This window comes from Streptomyces sp. NPDC047043 (genome assembly GCF_040644055.1).
Lineage (GTDB): Bacteria > Actinomycetota > Actinomycetes > Streptomycetales > Streptomycetaceae > Streptomyces.
In genome coordinates this window covers 75,441-92,595 of the sequence record NZ_JBEYVO010000029.1, presented here as the reverse complement: position 1 = coordinate 92,595, position 17,155 = coordinate 75,441, and the positions used below count along the sequence as shown (strand labels likewise).

The following is a 17,155-nucleotide window of genomic DNA, read 5'->3' as shown; positions in this document are numbered from 1 at the left end:
CGCCCTCACCGCACCTTGCGCACGTAGTCGTCGCTGCCGGGCGTCGACACCATGACGTCCCGGCGCACGATGCTCAGCCGGCCGCCGAAGCCCGCAAGTGCCTTGCGCAGCCCGGAATCCGAGTACTCGACGACCACCACCCGGTCGTCGAAGGCCTTCGCGTACTGCCCGCACTCGTCGTACTCCGCGCACTCCTCGGCCACCGCGAAGTCGAGCCCCGTCCGCTTCCTGAGCCCGGCCAGCTCGACCGTGTTCTTCTGCGCGATCGCCAGCTGCCGGGCGTGCGCATGCCGGGCCAGCAGGGTGATGAAGGCGGTCGCGTCGCTCGCGGTCAGCAGGTGCCGGGAGCGGGTGTAGCTGTCGTAGTTGTCCGGCTCCACGGCGTCGAAGCCCTTGGCGGCGCAGCCGTCGATCCACCCGTCGATCCGGGCGGCCACACGCTTCCGCTTGGCCGGCGTACGGATGTCGAGCAGCGCCTCGCCCCAGTCCTCGTCGACGGCCACCTGGCCGTCCTTGTCGCGCAGCAGCAGGTCGGCGGGCCAGGAGGCGCGCTCGTCCGGCTGGGACTGGAAGGCGTTGACGTAGCAGATGTTGTAGAGCCCGGGCGCCGGGCTGGCCGTACGGTCGCGGCTGACGATGCGGACGCCGGCCGGCGGGGGATAGGCGCCGCCGATCTGGTAGTCGAAGCCGGCGTGGCGGGGCGGCAGCCGGAGTTCGGCGGACGACGCGCCGGCGGAGGAACCGCACGCGGTCGACCCTGTGACGAGAAGAAAACTCGCGCCGACGGCCGTCCCGAGACCTCCGACGCGGGAGACACCCTTGACGGGCATGTCCTGCTCCATCAATCGCGGGTACGACCCCGCCTCGGACCGGGTGTCCGGTCGGTCCTGGCGACTTTGGCCGGACTTGGAGCTCGTCCGCTACCGGCTGGGCGCACCTCTGTGTGCCCCGCTGCAGGCGGCGGCACGTGTCCAGGATGAAAGCGCCCGCCGCCGTCCGCCGTCAAGAGGGCGGCACGTGAGTGCACACGAGGCCGTACGCTCCCCTTCGTACCCAACCCGAAGGCAGGAGCAGCAACGATGCAGTACGTGAAGCTCGGTTCGACGGGCCTGGACGTGTCGCGGATCTGTCTGGGCTGTATGACCTACGGCCTGCCCGACCGCGGCGTCCACGAGTGGACCCTCGACGAGGAGGCCTCGCGTCCGCTGATCCGGCAGGCACTGGACGCCGGGATCAACTTCTTCGACACGGCGAACGTCTACTCCGACGGCACCAGCGAGGAGATCGTCGGCAAGGCACTGCGCGACTTCGCGAACCGCGACGAGATCGTCCTCGCCACCAAGGTGCACGGCCGGATGCGGCCCGGCCCGAACGGCGGCGGCCTGTCCCGCAAGGCGATCATGACCGAGATCGACCACAGTCTCGACCGCCTCGGCACGGACTACGTGGACCTGTACCAGATCCACCGCTTCGACCCGCACACCCCGGTCGAGGAGACGATGGAAGCCCTGCACGACCTGGTGAAGGCGGGCAAGGTCCGCTACATCGGGGCGAGTTCGATGTACGCCTGGCAGTTCTCGAAGATGCAGTACACCGCCGAGCGGCACGGCTGGACCAAGTTCGTGTCCATGCAGAACCACTACAACCTCCTCTACCGCGAGGAGGAGCGCGAGATGCTGCCCCTCTGCGCCGACCAGGGCGTCAGCGCCCTGCCCTGGAGCCCCTTGGCCCGCGGCCGGCTCACCCGCGACTGGGGCACCGTCACCGAGCGCAGCGCCAACGACAACTTCGGCAGCCGTCTCTACCCGGAGGGCGACCGCACCATCGTCGAGTCGGTCACCCGCATCGCGACCGACCGCGGTGTTCCGCGTGCCCAGGTGGCCCTGGCCTGGCTCCTGCACCAGCGGACGGTGGCGGCCCCGATCGTCGGTGCCGCCAAGCCGCACCACATCGAGGACGCCGTGGCCGCCGTCGAACTGGAGCTGAGCGACAAGGAGATCGAGGAGCTGGAGCAGCCCTACACCCCGCACCCGATCGTCGGTCACAGCTGACTAGTGCGGCCCGTGCGGCGCGAACTCGGTGCCGCACGGGCCCGCACCCTCGCTCTCCGCCAGCGTCACACGCTCACCGCTCATCGACAGCGTCCGGTAGTACGCGCCGATGCGCTCCGCCGACCGCCCCACGTAGTGCCCGATGAACGACCGCCGGAACCGATCGGCCGTGCGGTTGGGCTGAGACCCGTGCACCAGGCTGCCGTTGAAGAACAGGACGTCCCCCGGCGCCATGTCGACCGGCACGGTCGCGAGACCCGGCGGCGGTGCAACGTACTCCCGCGCGAACGACACCTCGACGTCCGCCTCCTCCGGGCAGAACAGATCCATCCGATGCGTACCGGGGACGACCTCGAGTCCGCCGTTGTCCCGGTCGATCACGTCGCAGGCCACCCACGCCGCCACACATGTGCCCGGCTCCACCCGCAGATAGAAGTTGTCCTGGTGCAACGCCTGCCCCCGCGCACCCGGCGGCTTGAAGTAGAACATGCTCTGCGCGGCCAGCACCTCCTCGCCGAGCAGGGCCTCCAGGGCGGTGCGCAGCCGGGCATCCAGCAGGACACGCCGTGCGAGCTCGCTGATCTCGTGCGGGTGCATCACCCGCGGATGCGTCGCGAGCGGATCCGCGGACGACGCCTGCGGCGAGAAGTGGCCGGGGACCGGCCCCGCCGCCTGCAGCGCCGCGAACTCGGCGCACAACCGGTCGATCTCGTCGTAGCCGAACAACCCGCGCACGACCGTGAACCCGTCCTCCTGGAACTGCCGCAGTCCGTCCTGCGTCAGGATGGACCGGCCGGCGGCGCCGATGCCTGTGGCTGTCATCCGTTTCCTCCTCGGTGAGGTGTCATCTGTGCAACACGCTAGGTCGCTGCCCACTCCAGGAGGATGCCCGTGAAGGCTGACGGATTGCCCGAGACTGCTGCGCCGCCACCGGGGCTGGTCGTGCTCGGCTACTACGACCAGGCCCAGGGATACGCGATCAACCGGCCGAGCGGAGCCGAGAGCTGGCTCTTCCTCTGGACGACCGGCGGTCGCGGCCGCGTGCGCCAGGGAGCGACCGAGGTGCGCGCCGGCGCGGGGGACCTGATGGTGCTCAGGCCCGGCGCGCCCCACCAGTACGCGGTCCAACCGGGCGTCCCAGACTGGCAGTTCTGGTGGGTCCACTGCCAGGCACGGCCCTCCTGGACACCCTGGCTGCGCCCCTACGACCGCGGCGACGGACTGTACGCCGTCACCCCGACCCCGGCCGCGTTGCACGACCGCGTCGGATCGGCCTTCCGGCGGATGCTCGCCGACGCCCGCTGGACGGGGACCGAGCCGCCGCCCGCGCCGGCGCCCGCGGAGCACGACCGGGTCGCCGTCGCCCATTCCAGCGCGGCCCGCGAACTCGCCCTCTCCTCGCTCGAAGAGGTCGTCCTGCTCGCGGCCGCCACCGCACGGCCCCCGTCGCCCCCGTCCGGCTTGGATCCCCGGGTGGACCGGGCCGAGGCGCTCATCGCCGCCGATCCGGGCGCCCCGCACACCGTCCGCTCGCTCGCCGAGAGCGTCTCCCTGTCGCCCTCCCGCTTCGCCCACCTCTTCACCCGGCAGCTGGGCCAGTCCCCGATGCGGGCGCTGCGCGAGGCCCGGCTGCGGCATGCCGCCCGGCTCCTGGAGGGCACCGATCTGCCGGTGGACCGGGTGGCCGCGGCCTCCGGGTTCGCCAGCCCCTTCCACTTCAACCGGGCCTTCCGCGCCCGCTACGGGGTGCCGCCCGGCGCATACCGGACAGCAGGCCCAATGGTTGCGGAGTGAACGAACCGCCCCGACTCGACCGGTCGGATGCGCGGTGGGAGGACCTTTCAATGGTTGGGAACCGGGCGGCCCGCAGCCAGGTGAATCCCATTCCCGATTAGGCTTCCGATACGGCGGTCATGCCCGAGCCGTACGGATTGACGAATCGTCAAATCCACAGGGTGCGCACGCAATGCACAAAACCGCGAGATCTCTTGTTCATGCTTGCTGACCTGTGCAAAGGTGTGCCCTGTCGGCGCACAGCGAATACATATTCACGCTGTGCGCGCGAGGCGCTCCCGTTCCCCCTATGCTCCAAAAGGGCTTCCCCAGGTGGGAGTTGGAGCCGCCGAATCCCGTACGGGTGGGACCCGTCGCGCCGTCGGCGGATCCCCATACCCCTTGGTATGGACTTTATGTCGCATGCCCCGAGAGGAATGCAGCCGTGAAACACGCCGGCCTGTCGAATTCCCCGACGCCCGACCGCCGGTTCGACGTGACCGACGAGCAGCTGAGCGCCGAACTCAAGAAGTGGACGGGGACGACGCCCGCGCTGCAGCCCGTCGGGGAACTCCTCGACCGGCACTGGGAGGCGGCGTTCGCCTATGCCCGGTTGTGCACCGACGGCGCCCCCTCCGCGGGAATGCTCACGACCGCCGCTTTCACGAGGCTTTTCGGCGAGACCCTCCGGCAGAACGGGCCGACCTCCGCCTGGCGGCCCCAACTGCTCGTCACCGTGCGCCGTATCGCCGCCGAGTGGGACAACGACCACCGACGGGAACACCTCCACCCCGAACTGCGCACCGCGACCGCGGGCGGTGACCGGCTCGCGGCCCGGCTGCTCCCGCCGCCCGACCGGCGCCTGCTGTCCGGGGCGTTCCAACGGCTGCCCCAGTCGGCCCGCTGCCTGCTGTGGCACGTGGAGGTCGAGGCCGAACCGGTGGAGATACCCGGCGGCCTGCTGGGCCTGGACGCGGAGGACGCGCGCATCGAAGTGGGCCGTGCCCGCGAGCGGCTCCGCGAGGAGTGCCTCCAGGTCCACCGCGAGCTCGCCCCCGAGCAGGAGTGCCGCCGCTATCTGCGCATGCTGGACGTGACCTACCGGCGCGGCGGGGCCGAGATGGACCCCGACCTCGCCGCCCACCTGGCCCGCTGCAAGCACTGCCGCCACACCGCCGACCAACTCGCCCAGTTCAACCAGGGGCTCGGCCTGGCGCTCGCCGAGGCGGTGCTCGGCTGGGGCGCCCGGACCTATGTGGAATCCCGGATGGCCCCCGCCGCTGCCGGCTTCCCGGGCCCGCTGCCCGAGGAGGTCCTGCCCCCGTCGTTCGTGGGCGAGCCCTTCACCGCCCCGGGATCCGGTCCCGCCGTAGGCCTGCGCGCGGGTTCCCGTACCGCCTCGCGCCGCTCGGCCCACAAGGCCGCCCGGCGTGCCGCCGCCCGCCGCCGCAACCTCGCCGCGGCCGTGCTCACGGTGAGCGGACTGATCACGCTCCCGCTGGTCCTGTGGTCCGTCCTCGGCTCCGGCGACGGTCCCACCCCGGCGCACGGCGGCCCGCCCTCGCAGACGCCCGGCCCCGCCAAGAGCACCCCGGGCAGCTCGTCCTGGGTCAGCGCCAGCGAGGCCTCCCAGGGCGATGTGCAGGGCCGGCTGCACAACCTCGACTCCGGGCTGTGCATCGCGATCGTCGGCAAGAAGGCCGTCAAGGGGGCCGAGACCGAACTCGCCAAGTGCTCCGCCGCGACCGGCCAGCAGTGGTCGTACGAGACCGACGGCCGGCTGCGCAGCGTCGAGGACCCCGATCTCTGCCTCGACTCCCACCTCGGCTACTCGGTGCAGCTCGCCCCCTGCGCGGGCGCCTCCAAGTCGGCGGCCAGGAACATCCGTTACGACTTCACCCTGCAGGGCACCCTGGTGCCGCGCTGGGACCAGGACCTGGCCCTCACCCCCGCCGCCACCGACGGATCGGGCGCACTCGTCGTCAAGACCCGCACCGACGGCGACGACGCCCAGCGCTGGGTGTTCGACACCTCCAAGGCGGACCTCCAGATGCAGGTGGTCAACTGGGACGCGGACAGCGCCCTCACCCGGTCGCCCACCCCCAAGGCAACCCCCAAGGCCAAGGCCTCCAAGACGCCGACACCCACCCCGACGCCGTCCGCGACCCCGTCGACCGCGAAGCCGACGAGCTCGTACCCCTCGAACGACTACTGCTACTACAACCCGAACTACTGCGGGTGGGGCGGATACGGCTCCGGCGGTGGCTACGGCGGCGGTTCCGGCTACGGCGGGAACCGCCACTGACCGGCCCGCTCAGCCGACGACCTGCAGCGACAGCCACAGCGCCGCCACGGACGCGATCAGCGCGGCCGGGGTGGTGTACAGGCCGAGGCGGGTGAACTCCTTGAGGTCCACGTCCTGTTCGTGGCGGTGCACGATGCGCCGCCACAGCAGCGTCGCCAGCGATCCCGCGTACGTCAGGTTCGGGCCGATGTTCACCCCGAGCAGCACCGCCAGCACGGCACCCGGCCCGCCGGCGGCGGTCAGCGGCAGCAGGACCAGCACCGCGGGCAGGTTGTTGATCAGGTTCGCCAGCAGCGCGGCCAGGGCGGCGACGCCCAGTAGCGCGGGCAGCCCGGAGTCGTCGGGCAGCAGGTGGTCGAGTGCGTCGGCGAGCCCGTTGTCGACCACCGCCCGCACCACGATGCCGAGCGCGAGCACGAACGCCAGGAAGGCCGGGGCCGAGGCCCGCACCACCGACAGCGGGGTGGCCTTGCGCCGCACCAGCGCGCGGCCGGCCAGCACCAGCGCCCCGGCGGTGGCCACCCACACCGGTTCGACGCCGACCGCCGAGGCCACGACGAACCCGGCCAGCGTGCACCCCACGGTGACCAGCGCGAACAAGGGCAGCTCGGGGGTCTCGCCGGGCTCGGGGGAGGCGGCGGAGGAGGACAGGTCGTCGGCGAAGAACCGCCGGAAGACCAGGTACTCGGCGCCGATCGCGACCAGCCACGGCAGCGCCATCAGCGCCGCGAACCGGGTGAAGCTCAGCCCGCTCGTCTCGAACGCCAGCAGGTTCGTGAGGTTGGAGACCGGCAGCAGCAGCGACGCCGTGTTCGACAGATGGGCGCACGCATACAGGTGCGGTCGGGCGCGCACCCCGGCCCGGGCCGCGGTGGCGAACACCACCGGCGTCAGCAGCACCACGGTGGCGTCCAGGCTGAGTACGGCCGTGATCGCCGAGGCCAGCACGAACACCGCGGTCAGCAGCCGCACCGGAGAGCCCGCCGCCCGGCGTGCCATCCACGCCCCGCAGGCCTGGAAGAGTCCCTCGACGTCGCAGAAGTGCGCGAGGACCAGCACCGCCGCGAGAAAGCCGACCACCGGCCCGAGCCGCTCGACCTCGGCCCGCGCATGCTCGAGCGAGATCGCCCCGGCGGCGATCACCACGCCCGCCGCGGGGACGGCCAGTACGGCCTCGGGCAGCCCCTTGGGCCGCAGGACGGCGAAGGCGAGGACGGCGACGAGCAGGACGATGGACAGCGTCTCGGCGAGCGGGGTGTTCAGAGCAGGGTCCTTCGGAGCGGATCAGCGCGGGCTCTCCATGAAAACAGGTCACGGCACGGAGCCCGCGAGGACCCCGCCGCTCAGGCTCCGGTTCCCGCGCTGAAGACGGTCAGGCGCACCGAGGACGCGTTCCCGGACACGGGCACCTGGCCGCCCGTCCATTTCACCGTGAGGTGGTCCCGCTCGTCCGGCGGGGTCACCAGCAGCGACGCCGGGGTGGCCGCGTGGGCGCCGCTGACCTCCGGGTTGGAGAACGTCAGCCCCGCCCAGGCGCTCCTGCCCGGCGCCAGCGTCACCGTCGTGGGCGCGCTGCCCGACTCGCGCTTCGGGTCCGGGCCCAGCTGCCGGCCGGACGCGTCGACGAACGCCGCCCCCGGGTAGCCGCGGACCGTGCAGGTGCGGGAGGAGGTGTTGGTCAGGACGATCGGGAAGTTCTCCTGCCCGGCTCCCGGGTTGTTGCGCCCGACGGTCGCGCGCAGCTCGGAGGTGTGACAGCGGCTCGAGGTGTCGGCGGGGGAGGACTGCGGGTTCGACGCGGTGGCCGTGGTCCCACCGGGCGCGCTGCTCGAAGCGGAGACGGATGCGCTCGCCGAGTCCGTGGGGCGGTCGCCGGTGGCGGGTGCCGCCGTACCGGGCAGGGTGCTCGGGGCGCTCGCCGCGCCGTCGCCGCTGCCGCCGCAGGCCGTCAGCAGACCGAGCATCGCGACCGCGCTCGCGAAGAGGGCCGCCCGGTGGACGGAGGGGGACTTGTTCGCCATGTTCCTCAACACTCCCGGAGATTCCACGCACACGTCGTGGCGTGTGCGTACGGCGCTCTGTGCCCCGTCATACACGTCCGATGCATGCCGGGACGGAAAAGTTCGCGCGCGACCCGAGTGTTCTGCGTCAGCTGCCGAGGCGTACGGCGGCGAGGACGCGGTCGGCCTCCGAGGCCCCGCCGCTCTGCCGGATCTGCACATACACCCGAGTCTGAGCGCCGCCGCCCGGCGGGGCCAGCGCGGCCTCCGTGACCGATCCGCCGCGGCCCGGGCAGTCGCTCCAGGTGCGCAGCCTGCCGTGCCAGCGTGTGCCGGTGTAGGCGCGGGCGCCGTCGTAGTGGCAGCCGGGGTGGCCGAGGGCGTTCACCGCGGCCGTGAGGTCGCCGTGCTCGCTCAGGCCGACGAACACGCCGTTGACGTCGGCCGTCAGGTCCTGCCACTTCGTCAGGCGGTCCGCGACCGCGAACCCCGGCTCGTGGCCGGCCGGCAGCCCGAGCGCCCCCGGATCCCACCCCGAGTCGCGCAGCTGCCGGCTCCAGTCGGCAGGAACCTCGGCCGACACCCGGCCGGTGGTGTCCGCGACCCGCACCTCGGCGGCCGGGGACTGCCGCTCCACCAGCGCCAGGGTCACGCCGACGGCCGCGACCACGGCCACAAGTCCCGTCAGTACGAGGGGAGTTCGGCGCTTGCGGGGCCGGTGACCGGGTGCGGCGAGCCGTTCCAGTTCCTCCGCGAAGACCTGCGCGCCGGGCCAGCGGCGCCTGCGGTTCGGTTCGAGCGCCCGCATCAGGGCCCGCCGGACCGCCGGGTCCAGATCCGGCCGCAGCCGGTCGGGCCGTACGACCTTGCCGGGCTCGCCCGGCACTGCACCGGTCACCAGGTGGTATCCGACCGCGCCCAGGCTGTACACATCGGCCCGGGCGTCGATGCCCGCACCGGGCTCGGCCTGCTCGGGCGGCCGGTAGCCCGCCGACCCGGCGGCCTGTGTGAGCCCGGACGCCTGCGCCAGGCTCTTGGCCAGCCCCAGGTCTGCCAGCAGCACCCGCGAGGAGCCGCCGGGGGAGGAGCACAGCAGCACGTTGGACGGCTTGATGTCCCGGTGCACGATCCCCGCCTCGTGCAGCGCGGCCGCGCCGCGGGCGGCCAGCGCGGTCAGCCGCAGCGCCTCCGGTACGGGCAGCGGACCGCCGGCGAGCAGGTCGGCGAGGGTGCCGCCGTCGGCGTACTCCATCACGAAGTACGGTCTGCCGTCCGGGAGTTCACCGAGGTCGTGGACCTGCACCACCCGGTCCGAACCCGCCCGGCGCAGCATCCGCGCCTCGGACAGGAACCGCTCCCGCACATCGAGCCGGTGCGACCAGTTGTCGGCGAGGACCTTGACGGCGACCGGAGCCTCGAGCTCGTCGTCGTGCGCCAGCCACACCGTGCCGAACGCGCCCGTGCCCAGGCGCCGTTCGAGGCGGTAGCGCCCGATCCGCTCGACGGAGTGCATTCGACTATCATGCCTGGCCGTGGATCGATCCCGAGAAGAGCACCTGGTCACGCCGACCGAGGAGCTCGCCCGCCTGGCCGCGGCGGGCGACCGGGCGGCGCTGGAGGAGCTGCTGACGGCGATCCGGCCCGAGGTCGTCCGGCGCTGCGGACGGTTCCTGCCCTGCCGCGAGGACGCGGAGGAGGCGGCGCAGGACGTCCTGCTCCAACTCGCCCGGAAGATCCACACGTTCGAGGGCCGCAGCCGCTTCAGCACCTGGCTCTACTCGGTCGTCGCCAACTGCTGCCGCCAGAAGTACCGCGAGCTCAAGCGCCGGGCCGCGGAACAGCCGGTCCCGATCGACGACGAGCGGCATGTGGACCCGCGCACGACGAGCGTGATCGCCGGCTCCCGCATCGACCTGCTGGAGGCGCTGGAACGGCTGGAGCGCGAACACCCCCAGCTGGTCGAGCCGTTGGTGTACCGGGACATCTGCCATCTCGAGTACGCCGAGGCCGCCGAGCGGGTCGGGATTCCGCTGGGCACCTTCAAGTCGCGGCTGCACGAGGCGCGCAGACAGGTCAGGCCCTGGCTCGCGGACACGACCTGAGCGGCACGCCCCGAAAGGGCAGTGGCCCCGATTCGTCACTCCTCGTCGAGCAGCGCGATCTCCGCCCAGATCGTCTTGCCGTCCGCCGTGTGCCGGCTGCCCCAGCGCTGGGTGAGCTGGGCGACCAGCAGCAGACCGCGCCCGCCCTCGTCCCAGGTCTTGGCACGGCGCAGATGCGGGGCGGTGTGGCTGGTGTCGGACACCTCGCAGATGAGCGTGGCCGTGTCGTGGATCAGCCGCAGCCGGATGGGATGGGCGCCGTAGCGGATCGCGTTGGTGACCAGCTCGCTCACCACCAGCTCGGCGGTGAACGAGGCCTCCGGCAGGCCCCAGGTGTTCAGCTGCTCGACGACCTGCTTGCGGATCGGCGCGACCAGCGCCGGGTCGGCGGGGATGTGCCAGGTCGCCACCTGCGAGGCGGGCAGACCGCGGGTGCGGGCCAGCAGCAGCGCCACGTCGTCCAGCGCACCGCCCGTCGGCAGCAGGGAGTGCAGCACCCGGTCGCAGGTCTCGTCCAGCGAGTCGGAGTACGTCGCCAGCGCGTCGCACAGCATCCGGTGACTGGCGTCGACGTCCCGCTCGCGCGTCTCGATCAGGCCGTCCGTGTAGAACGACAGCACGCTGCCCTCGCGCAGCTCCAGCTCGGCCGACTCGAACGGCAGCCCGCCCAGCCCCAGCGGTGGCCCGGCCGGCAGCTCCACCTGCTCCGGTTCGCCCCCGGGCGGCACCACGACCGGCGGCGGATGCCCGGCGCGGGCCAGCGTGCAGCGCCGTGACACCGGGTCGTAGACCGCGTACAGACAGGTGGCGCCGACCTCGCCGGGGCTGCCCTCGTTCCCGGCCTCCGCGGACAGCCGTACGACCAGGTCGTCGAGGTGGGTGAGCAGCTCGTCGGGGGCCAGGTCGATGTCGGCCAGCGTGCGGACCGCGGTGCGCAGCCGGCCCATGGTGGCCGAGGCCTGGATGCCGTGGCCGACGACGTCCCCGACGACCATGGCGACCCGCATCCCGGACAGCGGGATCACGTCGAACCAGTCGCCGCCCACCCCGGCCCGGGCCGCCGGCAGGTAACGCGAGGCGGCGTCCACGGCGGCCGTGCGCGGCAGCGAGCGGGGCAGCAGACTGCGCTGCAGGGCGAGGGCGGTCTCGCGCTCGCGGGAGAACCGGCGGGCGTTGTCGATGCACACGGCGGCCCGGGTGGTGATCTCCTCGGCCAGCAGCACGTCGTCCGCCGAGAAGGGGTCCGGCCGCCGGAACCGGGTGAGGACCGCGACACCGAGGGTCAGCCCGCGGGCCTGGATCGGTACGGACATCGTGGAGTGGATGCCGTACTCCTTGACCCGCTCGGCGCGCGCCTTGTGCCAGCTGAGCCACTGGTCGAGCGCGCCCGAGGAGATGGAGGCGACGATCGTGCGGCCCGCCTCCAGGGAGTCGGCCTGGGGCGAGCCGGCGGGGTACTGCTCCAGCTGCCCGGGCTTGAGGACGGCCTCGGGCGTGCCGGGATTGACCGAGAGATGCGCGGCGCGGCGCAGGCCGATCGGGGCGGTCAGCCGCAGCGGGGGCTCGCCGCCGTGCTCCTGCAGATCCAGCAGGTCGACACTGACCAGGTCGGCCATCGCGGGCACGAGGACGTCCGCGAGCTCCTGCGCCGTACGGGTGACGTCGAGCGTGGAGCCGATGCGCACACTCGCCTCGTTGACCAGCTGCAGCCGCTCCCGGGCGAGGTAGTTGTCGGTGAAGTCGTGCGCGGCCAGGCACACGCCCCGCACCCGTCCCTCGTCGTCCGTGAGCGGCGCCATCCGGGCCAGCCAGGCGTGCGCGTTGTCCTCGCCGCCGGTGCGCATGTACGTCTGGACGTCCAGCGGGCGCCCCGAGGTGAGCACGTGCACCATGTGCGCCTCGAGCTCCTCGCTCTGCGGCTTGCCGCCGATCTCGGACAGGCGCAGCCCCCGCATGCGCTCCTCGGGCAGCCCGATCACCTCGGCCATGGCGTCGTTGACCCGTCTCAGCCGCAGGCGCTCGTCGTACACGGCGACCGCGCAGGGCGACTGGGTGAGCACCGCCGTGGCCAGCGGGTCGTCGGGGGAGTGCGGCGCGGCGCCGTCCAGGGGGGTGAACAGGAGCCATCGGCCGGGAGTGTCGTCCCGCGGCGGCCGGTGGTGGGCGAGCAGCCAGACGGACACCTCGTGGCCGTCCCGGTGACGCAGCGCGACGGTGCCGTCCCAGCGGAGCCCGGCGGGCGCGAGGACATCACCGTCGACCAGCAGATTTCGGCCGGGCCGGCCGACGACCTCGGGGACCGGCCAGCCCAGCAGACGCTCGGCACCGGCGTTCCACTCGAGAAGTGTGCCGGATTCGTCGATGACAGCCCGCGCCGTCGCGTCATCGTCGAACGGATACTCCGGGCTCATCGTCGCCACTCTTTCGCGAACACTCACAGTGAACCGCCGGGTCACATGAGTTCCAGCCTAGACCGTCGCCGTCCTGCACGGACGCGAACCCCGGGGGGCGCGCAGGGGCGCGGTCAAGGGGGATTTCCGGTCGTTGTGCCCCGTGGGGCAGATGAGCACTTCCGCACCCTTGACGGGCCTGAGTGGCAGCGCGTCAGAATCTGTTTGTTAACGATCAGTTGTGAGTACTTCTGGGCCCTGATGAGGGGGAGCCGCCATGACAGTGACTCGAAGATCGGTTCTGATCGCCTCTGCCGCCGCGCCCGCGGCCGGAGCGCTTGTGGGCTCGCCGGTGGCGCGGGCCGCCGAGGCCGTCGCGGGCGGGTCCGGCCGCCGCAGTGTCGCCCTGCGGGACGGCTGGCGCTTCGCGCTGGTCAACCCGGGCGGGATCACCGACCCGACCGGCGCGTACGCGAACGCCCCCGACCCGGGCTACGACGACTCGGCGTGGCGCGAGGTGGCGGTGCCGCACGACTGGAGCATCGAGCAGACCCCCACCACCGAGCACGGCACCACCAGCGGCACCGGCTTCTTCCCCGGCGGCCTCGGCTGGTACCGCCTCGCCTTCACCCTGCCGTCCGCCTTCGCCGGCAAGCGGATCTCGGTGGAGTTCGACGGCGTCTATATGGATTCGTACGTCTACTGCAACGGCACCCAGGTCGGCCGGCACCCCTACGGCTACACCGGTTTCGCCTTCGATCTGACCGACCTGCTGCACACGGACGGCACCACCGAGAACGTCATCGCGGTCAAGGTGCAGAACCAACTGCCCAGCAGCCGCTGGTACTCGGGCAGCGGCATCTACCGCGAGGCCCGCCTCGTCGTCACCGAGCCGGTGCACGTGCAGCGCTGGGGCACGTACGTCACCACGCCGGACATCACCGGCGAGCGGGCCGTCGTACACGTACGGACCTCGGTGGTGAACGAGTCCGGTGCCGCGAGCCAGGTCGAGGTCCGCTCGACGGTCAAGGACCCCGACGGCCGTACGGTGGCCCGCGCGGCGACCACCGTCGCGGTCACGGACACGACGTCCGAGACCCACGAACTCACCGTCCCCAAGCCCAAGTTGTGGGACTTCGCGACCCCGGAGCACCGCTACACCCTGGAGACCGAACTGCGCGTCGGCGGCAAGAGCGTCGACACCTACCGCACCACCTTCGGCATCCGTACCTACCGCTTCGACCCGGACGAGGGCTTCTCCCTCAACGGCGCCCACAGCAAGATCAAAGGCGTCGACCTGCACCACGACCAGGGCGCCCTCGGCGCCGCGATCAGCATCGACGCGGTGCGCCGGCAGCTGACCATCATGAAGTCGATGGGCGTCAACGCCTTCCGCACCTCCCACAACCCGCCCTCGCCGCAGATCATCCAGGTCTGCGAGGAGCTGGGCATCGTGATGATGGTGGAGGCCTTCGACTGCTGGAAGACCGGCAAGACGAAGTACGACTACGGCCGCTTCTTCGACGAGTGGTGCGAGAAGGACGCCACCGAGATGGTGCTCGCCGCCCGCAACTCGCCCGCCGTCGTGCTGTGGTCCATAGGCAACGAGATCCCCGACTCCACCTCCACCGCCGGCCTCGCCATGGCCGACCGCATCATCGCCGCGATCAAGGCCGCCGACGACACCCGTCCGCTCGTCATCGGCTCGGACAAGTACCGCAATCCGCCCGCCAAGGGCTCGGCGTCCGACCTGATGCTCGCCAAGCTGGACGGCCTGGGCCTGAACTACAACACCGCCAAGTCGGTGGACGCCCTGCACGCGGCCTATCCGCGCCTGTTCCTCTTCGAGTCCGAGTCCTCGTCGGAGACCTCGACACGCTCCACCTACCAGGAGCCCGAGCACCTCAACACCGGCGAGAACCACACACCGGGCAGACGGGCCACCTCGTCGTACGACAACAACCTGTCCTCCTGGACCATGAGCGGCGAGTACGGCCACAAGAAGGACCGGGACCGCAAGTGGTTCGCGGGGCAGTTCCTGTGGTCGGGCATCGACTACATCGGGGAGCCCACGCCGTACAACGTCTTCCCGGTGAAGGCCTCCTTCTTCGGCGCGGTCGACACGGCCGGCTTCCCCAAGGACATGTACCACCTCTTCCGCAGCCAGTGGGTCGGCGAGCCCATGGTCCATCTGCTGCCCATGAGCTGGAACCACGAGGAGGGCGACACGGTCGAGGTGTGGGCGTACTCCAACGTCGCCACCGTCGAACTCCTCCTCAACGGAAAGTCCCTCGGCACGCGGACGTTCGACACGAAGAAGACCACCGACGGCCGTACGTACCTGGAGACCACGGAGGCGACCGGCGACGACAAGACCTTCACCACCGGCCCCTATCCCGGCAGTTACACCAGCCCGAACGGCAGCGCGGGCAAGCTCCACCTGATCTGGAAAGTGCCGTACGAGCCGGGTGAGTTGAAGGCCGTGGCCAGGAGCGACGGGAAGGCGGTCGCCACCGATGTGCTGCGCACGGCGGGCGAGCCGCATGCCGTACGGCTCACGCCCGACCGCAAGTCGCTTGCCGCGGACGGGCGTTCGCTGGTGTTCGTGACCGCCGACGTCGTCGACGCCCACGGGGTGGTGTGCCCCGACGCCGAGGACCTGATCACCTTCGACGTCAAGGGCGGCTCCCTCGCCGGGCTTGACAACGGCCGCGAGGAGAGCGCCGAGCGCTACCAGGCCACTACGCGGACCGCCTTCCACGGCAAGGCCCTCGCCATCGTGCGCTCCGGCACCAAGGCGGGCGCCCTGAAGGTGATCGCACGGGCGGAAGGTCTTCGGACGGACACGGCGACCGTGCGCACGACGCACGCCCGGTCGGCCGCCACCACTCCGGCGGCTGACTTCGAGCCCGACTACCCGGCGGCCCCCAACTACCCGCACGCGGACGCCAGTTACTCCGGACGTCCGGACACCCTCCCGGCCGCGATGCTCGACGGCGAGGCGGCCACCGGCTGGTCCAACGCCTTCGCCAAGTCGGCCACGGCCCTGCTGCCCGCCTTCAACGGCGCCCGGCCGGAGGACTGGGTCTCCGTGGACTTCGGACGGGCCCGGAGCTTCGACCGGGTGGAGGTCTCCTTCACCGTGGACGCGACGCACAGCCTGCCCGCGTCGGTCGAGGCTGCGGTGTGGGACGGCCGGCGGTATGTGCAGGTCACCGGAGCCGTGGTCGACTGGGCCACCGCCTCGGACACACCGACGGTCGTCACCTTCGACGCCGTGCGCGGCTCCCGGCTGCGGCTCACCCTGGCCAGCGCCCACCCGGGCCAGACGGTCGGGGCGGTGCGGATCAGCCGACTGGAGGCACCGGCCGGCTGACGGACGCGGACCCGCGGGGCTCGGGCCGGGGATGCCCGGTTCGAGCCCCAGGTCCGGTTCGACTCCTCGTACCGGCGACTTGCCCATGGCTTGACGATCCGTTCCATGAGTGTTCAATCCGCCGTCTGTGTATGGGATGTGTGTCCTCCCTAGGGTCCCTTGGGGTTTACGGGAAGAAGGGGCTTCATGGACGCACTCCACGCAGTCCGCGCCCGCGGGATCGCCAAGTACTTCGGCGACGTCGTCGCCCTCGACGGCGTCGACCTGGATGTGACGCAGGGTCAGATCCATGGCTTGGTCGGACCGAACGGCGCCGGCAAGACGACACTGCTCGGTCTCCTGCTCGGCCTGGCCGTCGCCGACGGCGGCCGGCTCGAGATCCTTGGGACGCCGGTCGAGCGGGCGCTCGCGGTTCCCGACGGCGTCGCCGGCTTCGTGGACGGTCCCGGGCTCTACCCCTCGCTCACCGCCCGCCAGAACCTCGCCGCCCTGGCCCAACTGCGCGGCCACGACGCACGCACGGCGGGCATCGACGACGTCCTCGACCAGGTCGGGCTCACCGATGTGGCCGACGACAAGGCCCGCGGCTTCTCCCTCGGCATGCGTCAGCGGCTCGGGCTCGCCGCCGCCCTGCTCGTCAGACCCCGGCTGCTCGTGCTCGACGAACCCTCCAACGGCCTCGACCCGGCCGGCAAAAGACATGTGCACGCTGTCCTCGCCCGGCTCGCCGCGGACGGAACGAGCGTCGTGGTCTCGAGCCACCGTATGGACGACGTCGAGGCGTTGTGCTCCGAGGTCACCATCCTCGCCACCGGTCGGGTCGTCTTCTCCGGCCCGCTGAACAAGCTGGCCGCCGAGAACAGCGAACTCGACTACCGGGTGCGCACCTCCGACCCGCTGGCCGCGCACCGGCTGGCCGCCGACACCGCCGGGATCCGGGTCCTCGACGGCGCCGGGGTACGGCAGGACGCCGAGGTGCTCGTCGTGCGCGCGCTGGTGCCCGCCCTCGACGAACTGGTGGCCGGACTCGTGAAGTCGGGCGTCGCGGTGCGCGAACTCGCCCCGGTGGTGTCACCGCTGGAGGCCGCGTTCCTCGCCCTCACCGAGCAGCAGGAGGCCGGCCGATGACCGCGACCGACGTCGAGCAGCTGGAGGCCG

At 71.8% G+C, this 17,155-nt stretch carries 12 protein-coding genes; 6 read left to right on the top strand and 6 right to left on the bottom strand.

The genetic code is table 11. The features are described 5' to 3' along the window. Positions 1–5 precede the first annotated feature (5 nt). Positions 6–830: an endo alpha-1,4 polygalactosaminidase gene (locus tag ABZ880_RS37915; RefSeq protein ID WP_361272871.1), complete on the bottom strand. Its 825-nt coding sequence runs from the start codon at positions 828–830 to the stop codon at positions 6–8. A 249-nt stretch (positions 831–1,079) separates the two neighbouring features. Between ABZ880_RS37915 and ABZ880_RS37910 the strand changes: the two genes are divergently transcribed. Then, positions 1,080–2,051, top strand: coding sequence for an aldo/keto reductase (locus tag ABZ880_RS37910; RefSeq protein ID WP_361272869.1), 972 nt, complete (start codon positions 1,080–1,082; stop codon positions 2,049–2,051). Here ABZ880_RS37910 and ABZ880_RS37905 read toward each other — a convergent pair whose 3' ends face one another. Then, positions 2,052–2,873 carry a phytanoyl-CoA dioxygenase family protein gene (locus tag ABZ880_RS37905; RefSeq protein WP_361272867.1) on the bottom strand — a complete coding sequence of 274 codons (822 nt, stop codon included), beginning with the start codon at positions 2,871–2,873 and terminating at the stop codon, positions 2,052–2,054. 63 nt (positions 2,874–2,936) lie between these two features. Here ABZ880_RS37905 and ABZ880_RS37900 point away from each other — a divergent pair, with 63 nt between their 5' ends. Together ABZ880_RS37900 and ABZ880_RS37895 are read left to right on the top strand one after the other, a co-directional pair. Next, positions 2,937–3,845 carry a helix-turn-helix domain-containing protein gene (locus ABZ880_RS37900; protein WP_361272865.1) on the top strand — a complete coding sequence of 303 codons (909 nt, stop codon included), beginning with the start codon at positions 2,937–2,939 and terminating at the stop codon, positions 3,843–3,845. 424 nt (positions 3,846–4,269) lie between these two features. Further along, complete coding sequence (locus tag ABZ880_RS37895; RefSeq protein WP_361272863.1) at positions 4,270–6,129, top strand: RICIN domain-containing protein; 1,860 nt, start codon at positions 4,270–4,272, stop codon at positions 6,127–6,129. A gap of 9 nt (positions 6,130–6,138) precedes the next feature. Here ABZ880_RS37895 and ABZ880_RS37890 read toward each other — a convergent pair whose 3' ends face one another. The 3 genes from ABZ880_RS37890 to ABZ880_RS37880 all read right to left on the bottom strand — a co-directional run bounded on the left by ABZ880_RS37890 (position 6,139) and on the right by ABZ880_RS37880 (position 9,642). Then, positions 6,139–7,392 (bottom strand): SLC13 family permease, encoded by a 1,254-nt coding sequence (locus ABZ880_RS37890; protein WP_361273119.1) that lies wholly within the window; start codon positions 7,390–7,392, stop codon positions 6,139–6,141. A gap of 80 nt (positions 7,393–7,472) precedes the next feature. After that, positions 7,473–8,150 carry a DUF4232 domain-containing protein gene (locus tag ABZ880_RS37885; RefSeq protein ID WP_361272861.1) on the bottom strand — a complete coding sequence of 226 codons (678 nt, stop codon included), beginning with the start codon at positions 8,148–8,150 and terminating at the stop codon, positions 7,473–7,475. A 127-nt stretch (positions 8,151–8,277) separates the two neighbouring features. Beyond that, positions 8,278–9,642 carry a serine/threonine-protein kinase gene (locus ABZ880_RS37880; protein WP_361272858.1) on the bottom strand — a complete coding sequence of 455 codons (1,365 nt, stop codon included), beginning with the start codon at positions 9,640–9,642 and terminating at the stop codon, positions 8,278–8,280. A gap of 19 nt (positions 9,643–9,661) precedes the next feature. Here ABZ880_RS37880 and ABZ880_RS37875 point away from each other — a divergent pair, with 19 nt between their 5' ends. After that, a complete protein-coding gene (locus ABZ880_RS37875; protein ID WP_361272856.1) occupies positions 9,662–10,231 on the top strand; it encodes an RNA polymerase sigma factor in 570 nt (189 codons plus the stop codon). A 35-nt stretch (positions 10,232–10,266) separates the two neighbouring features. On the opposite strand, the gene ABZ880_RS37870 is transcribed toward ABZ880_RS37875, so the two are convergent. After that, positions 10,267–12,642 carry a SpoIIE family protein phosphatase gene (locus tag ABZ880_RS37870; protein WP_361272853.1) on the bottom strand — a complete coding sequence of 792 codons (2,376 nt, stop codon included), beginning with the start codon at positions 12,640–12,642 and terminating at the stop codon, positions 10,267–10,269. A gap of 256 nt (positions 12,643–12,898) precedes the next feature. Between ABZ880_RS37870 and ABZ880_RS37865 the strand changes: the two genes are divergently transcribed. Further along, positions 12,899–15,997, top strand: coding sequence for a glycoside hydrolase family 2 TIM barrel-domain containing protein (locus ABZ880_RS37865; RefSeq protein WP_361272851.1), 3,099 nt, complete (start codon positions 12,899–12,901; stop codon positions 15,995–15,997). Positions 15,998–16,183: 186 nt separating this feature from the next. Then, complete coding sequence (locus ABZ880_RS37860) at positions 16,184–17,125, top strand: ABC transporter ATP-binding protein (RefSeq protein ID WP_361272849.1); 942 nt, start codon at positions 16,184–16,186, stop codon at positions 17,123–17,125. Positions 17,126–17,155: the final 30 nt, after the last annotated feature.

Bases quoted from the DNA above. Each gene is read 5' to 3' on its own strand.
- ABZ880_RS37915 (WP_361272871.1), bottom strand. From the start codon at position 830: ATGCCCGTCAAGGGTGTCTCCCGCGTCGGAGGTCTCGGGACGGCCGTC.
- ABZ880_RS37900 (WP_361272865.1), top strand. From the start codon at position 2,937: ATGCCCGTGAAGGCTGACGGATTGCCCGAGACTGCTGCGCCGCCACCG.
- ABZ880_RS37880 (WP_361272858.1), bottom strand. From the start codon at position 9,642: ATGCACTCCGTCGAGCGGATCGGGCGCTACCGCCTCGAACGGCGCCTG.
- ABZ880_RS37905 (WP_361272867.1), bottom strand. From the start codon at position 2,873: ATGACAGCCACAGGCATCGGCGCCGCCGGCCGGTCCATCCTGACGCAG.
- ABZ880_RS37865 (WP_361272851.1), top strand. From the start codon at position 12,899: ATGACAGTGACTCGAAGATCGGTTCTGATCGCCTCTGCCGCCGCGCCC.
- ABZ880_RS37870 (WP_361272853.1), bottom strand. From the start codon at position 12,642: ATGAGCCCGGAGTATCCGTTCGACGATGACGCGACGGCGCGGGCTGTC.
- ABZ880_RS37885 (WP_361272861.1), bottom strand. From the start codon at position 8,150: ATGGCGAACAAGTCCCCCTCCGTCCACCGGGCGGCCCTCTTCGCGAGC.
- ABZ880_RS37910 (WP_361272869.1), top strand. From the start codon at position 1,080: ATGCAGTACGTGAAGCTCGGTTCGACGGGCCTGGACGTGTCGCGGATC.
- ABZ880_RS37860 (WP_361272849.1), top strand. From the start codon at position 16,184: ATGGACGCACTCCACGCAGTCCGCGCCCGCGGGATCGCCAAGTACTTC.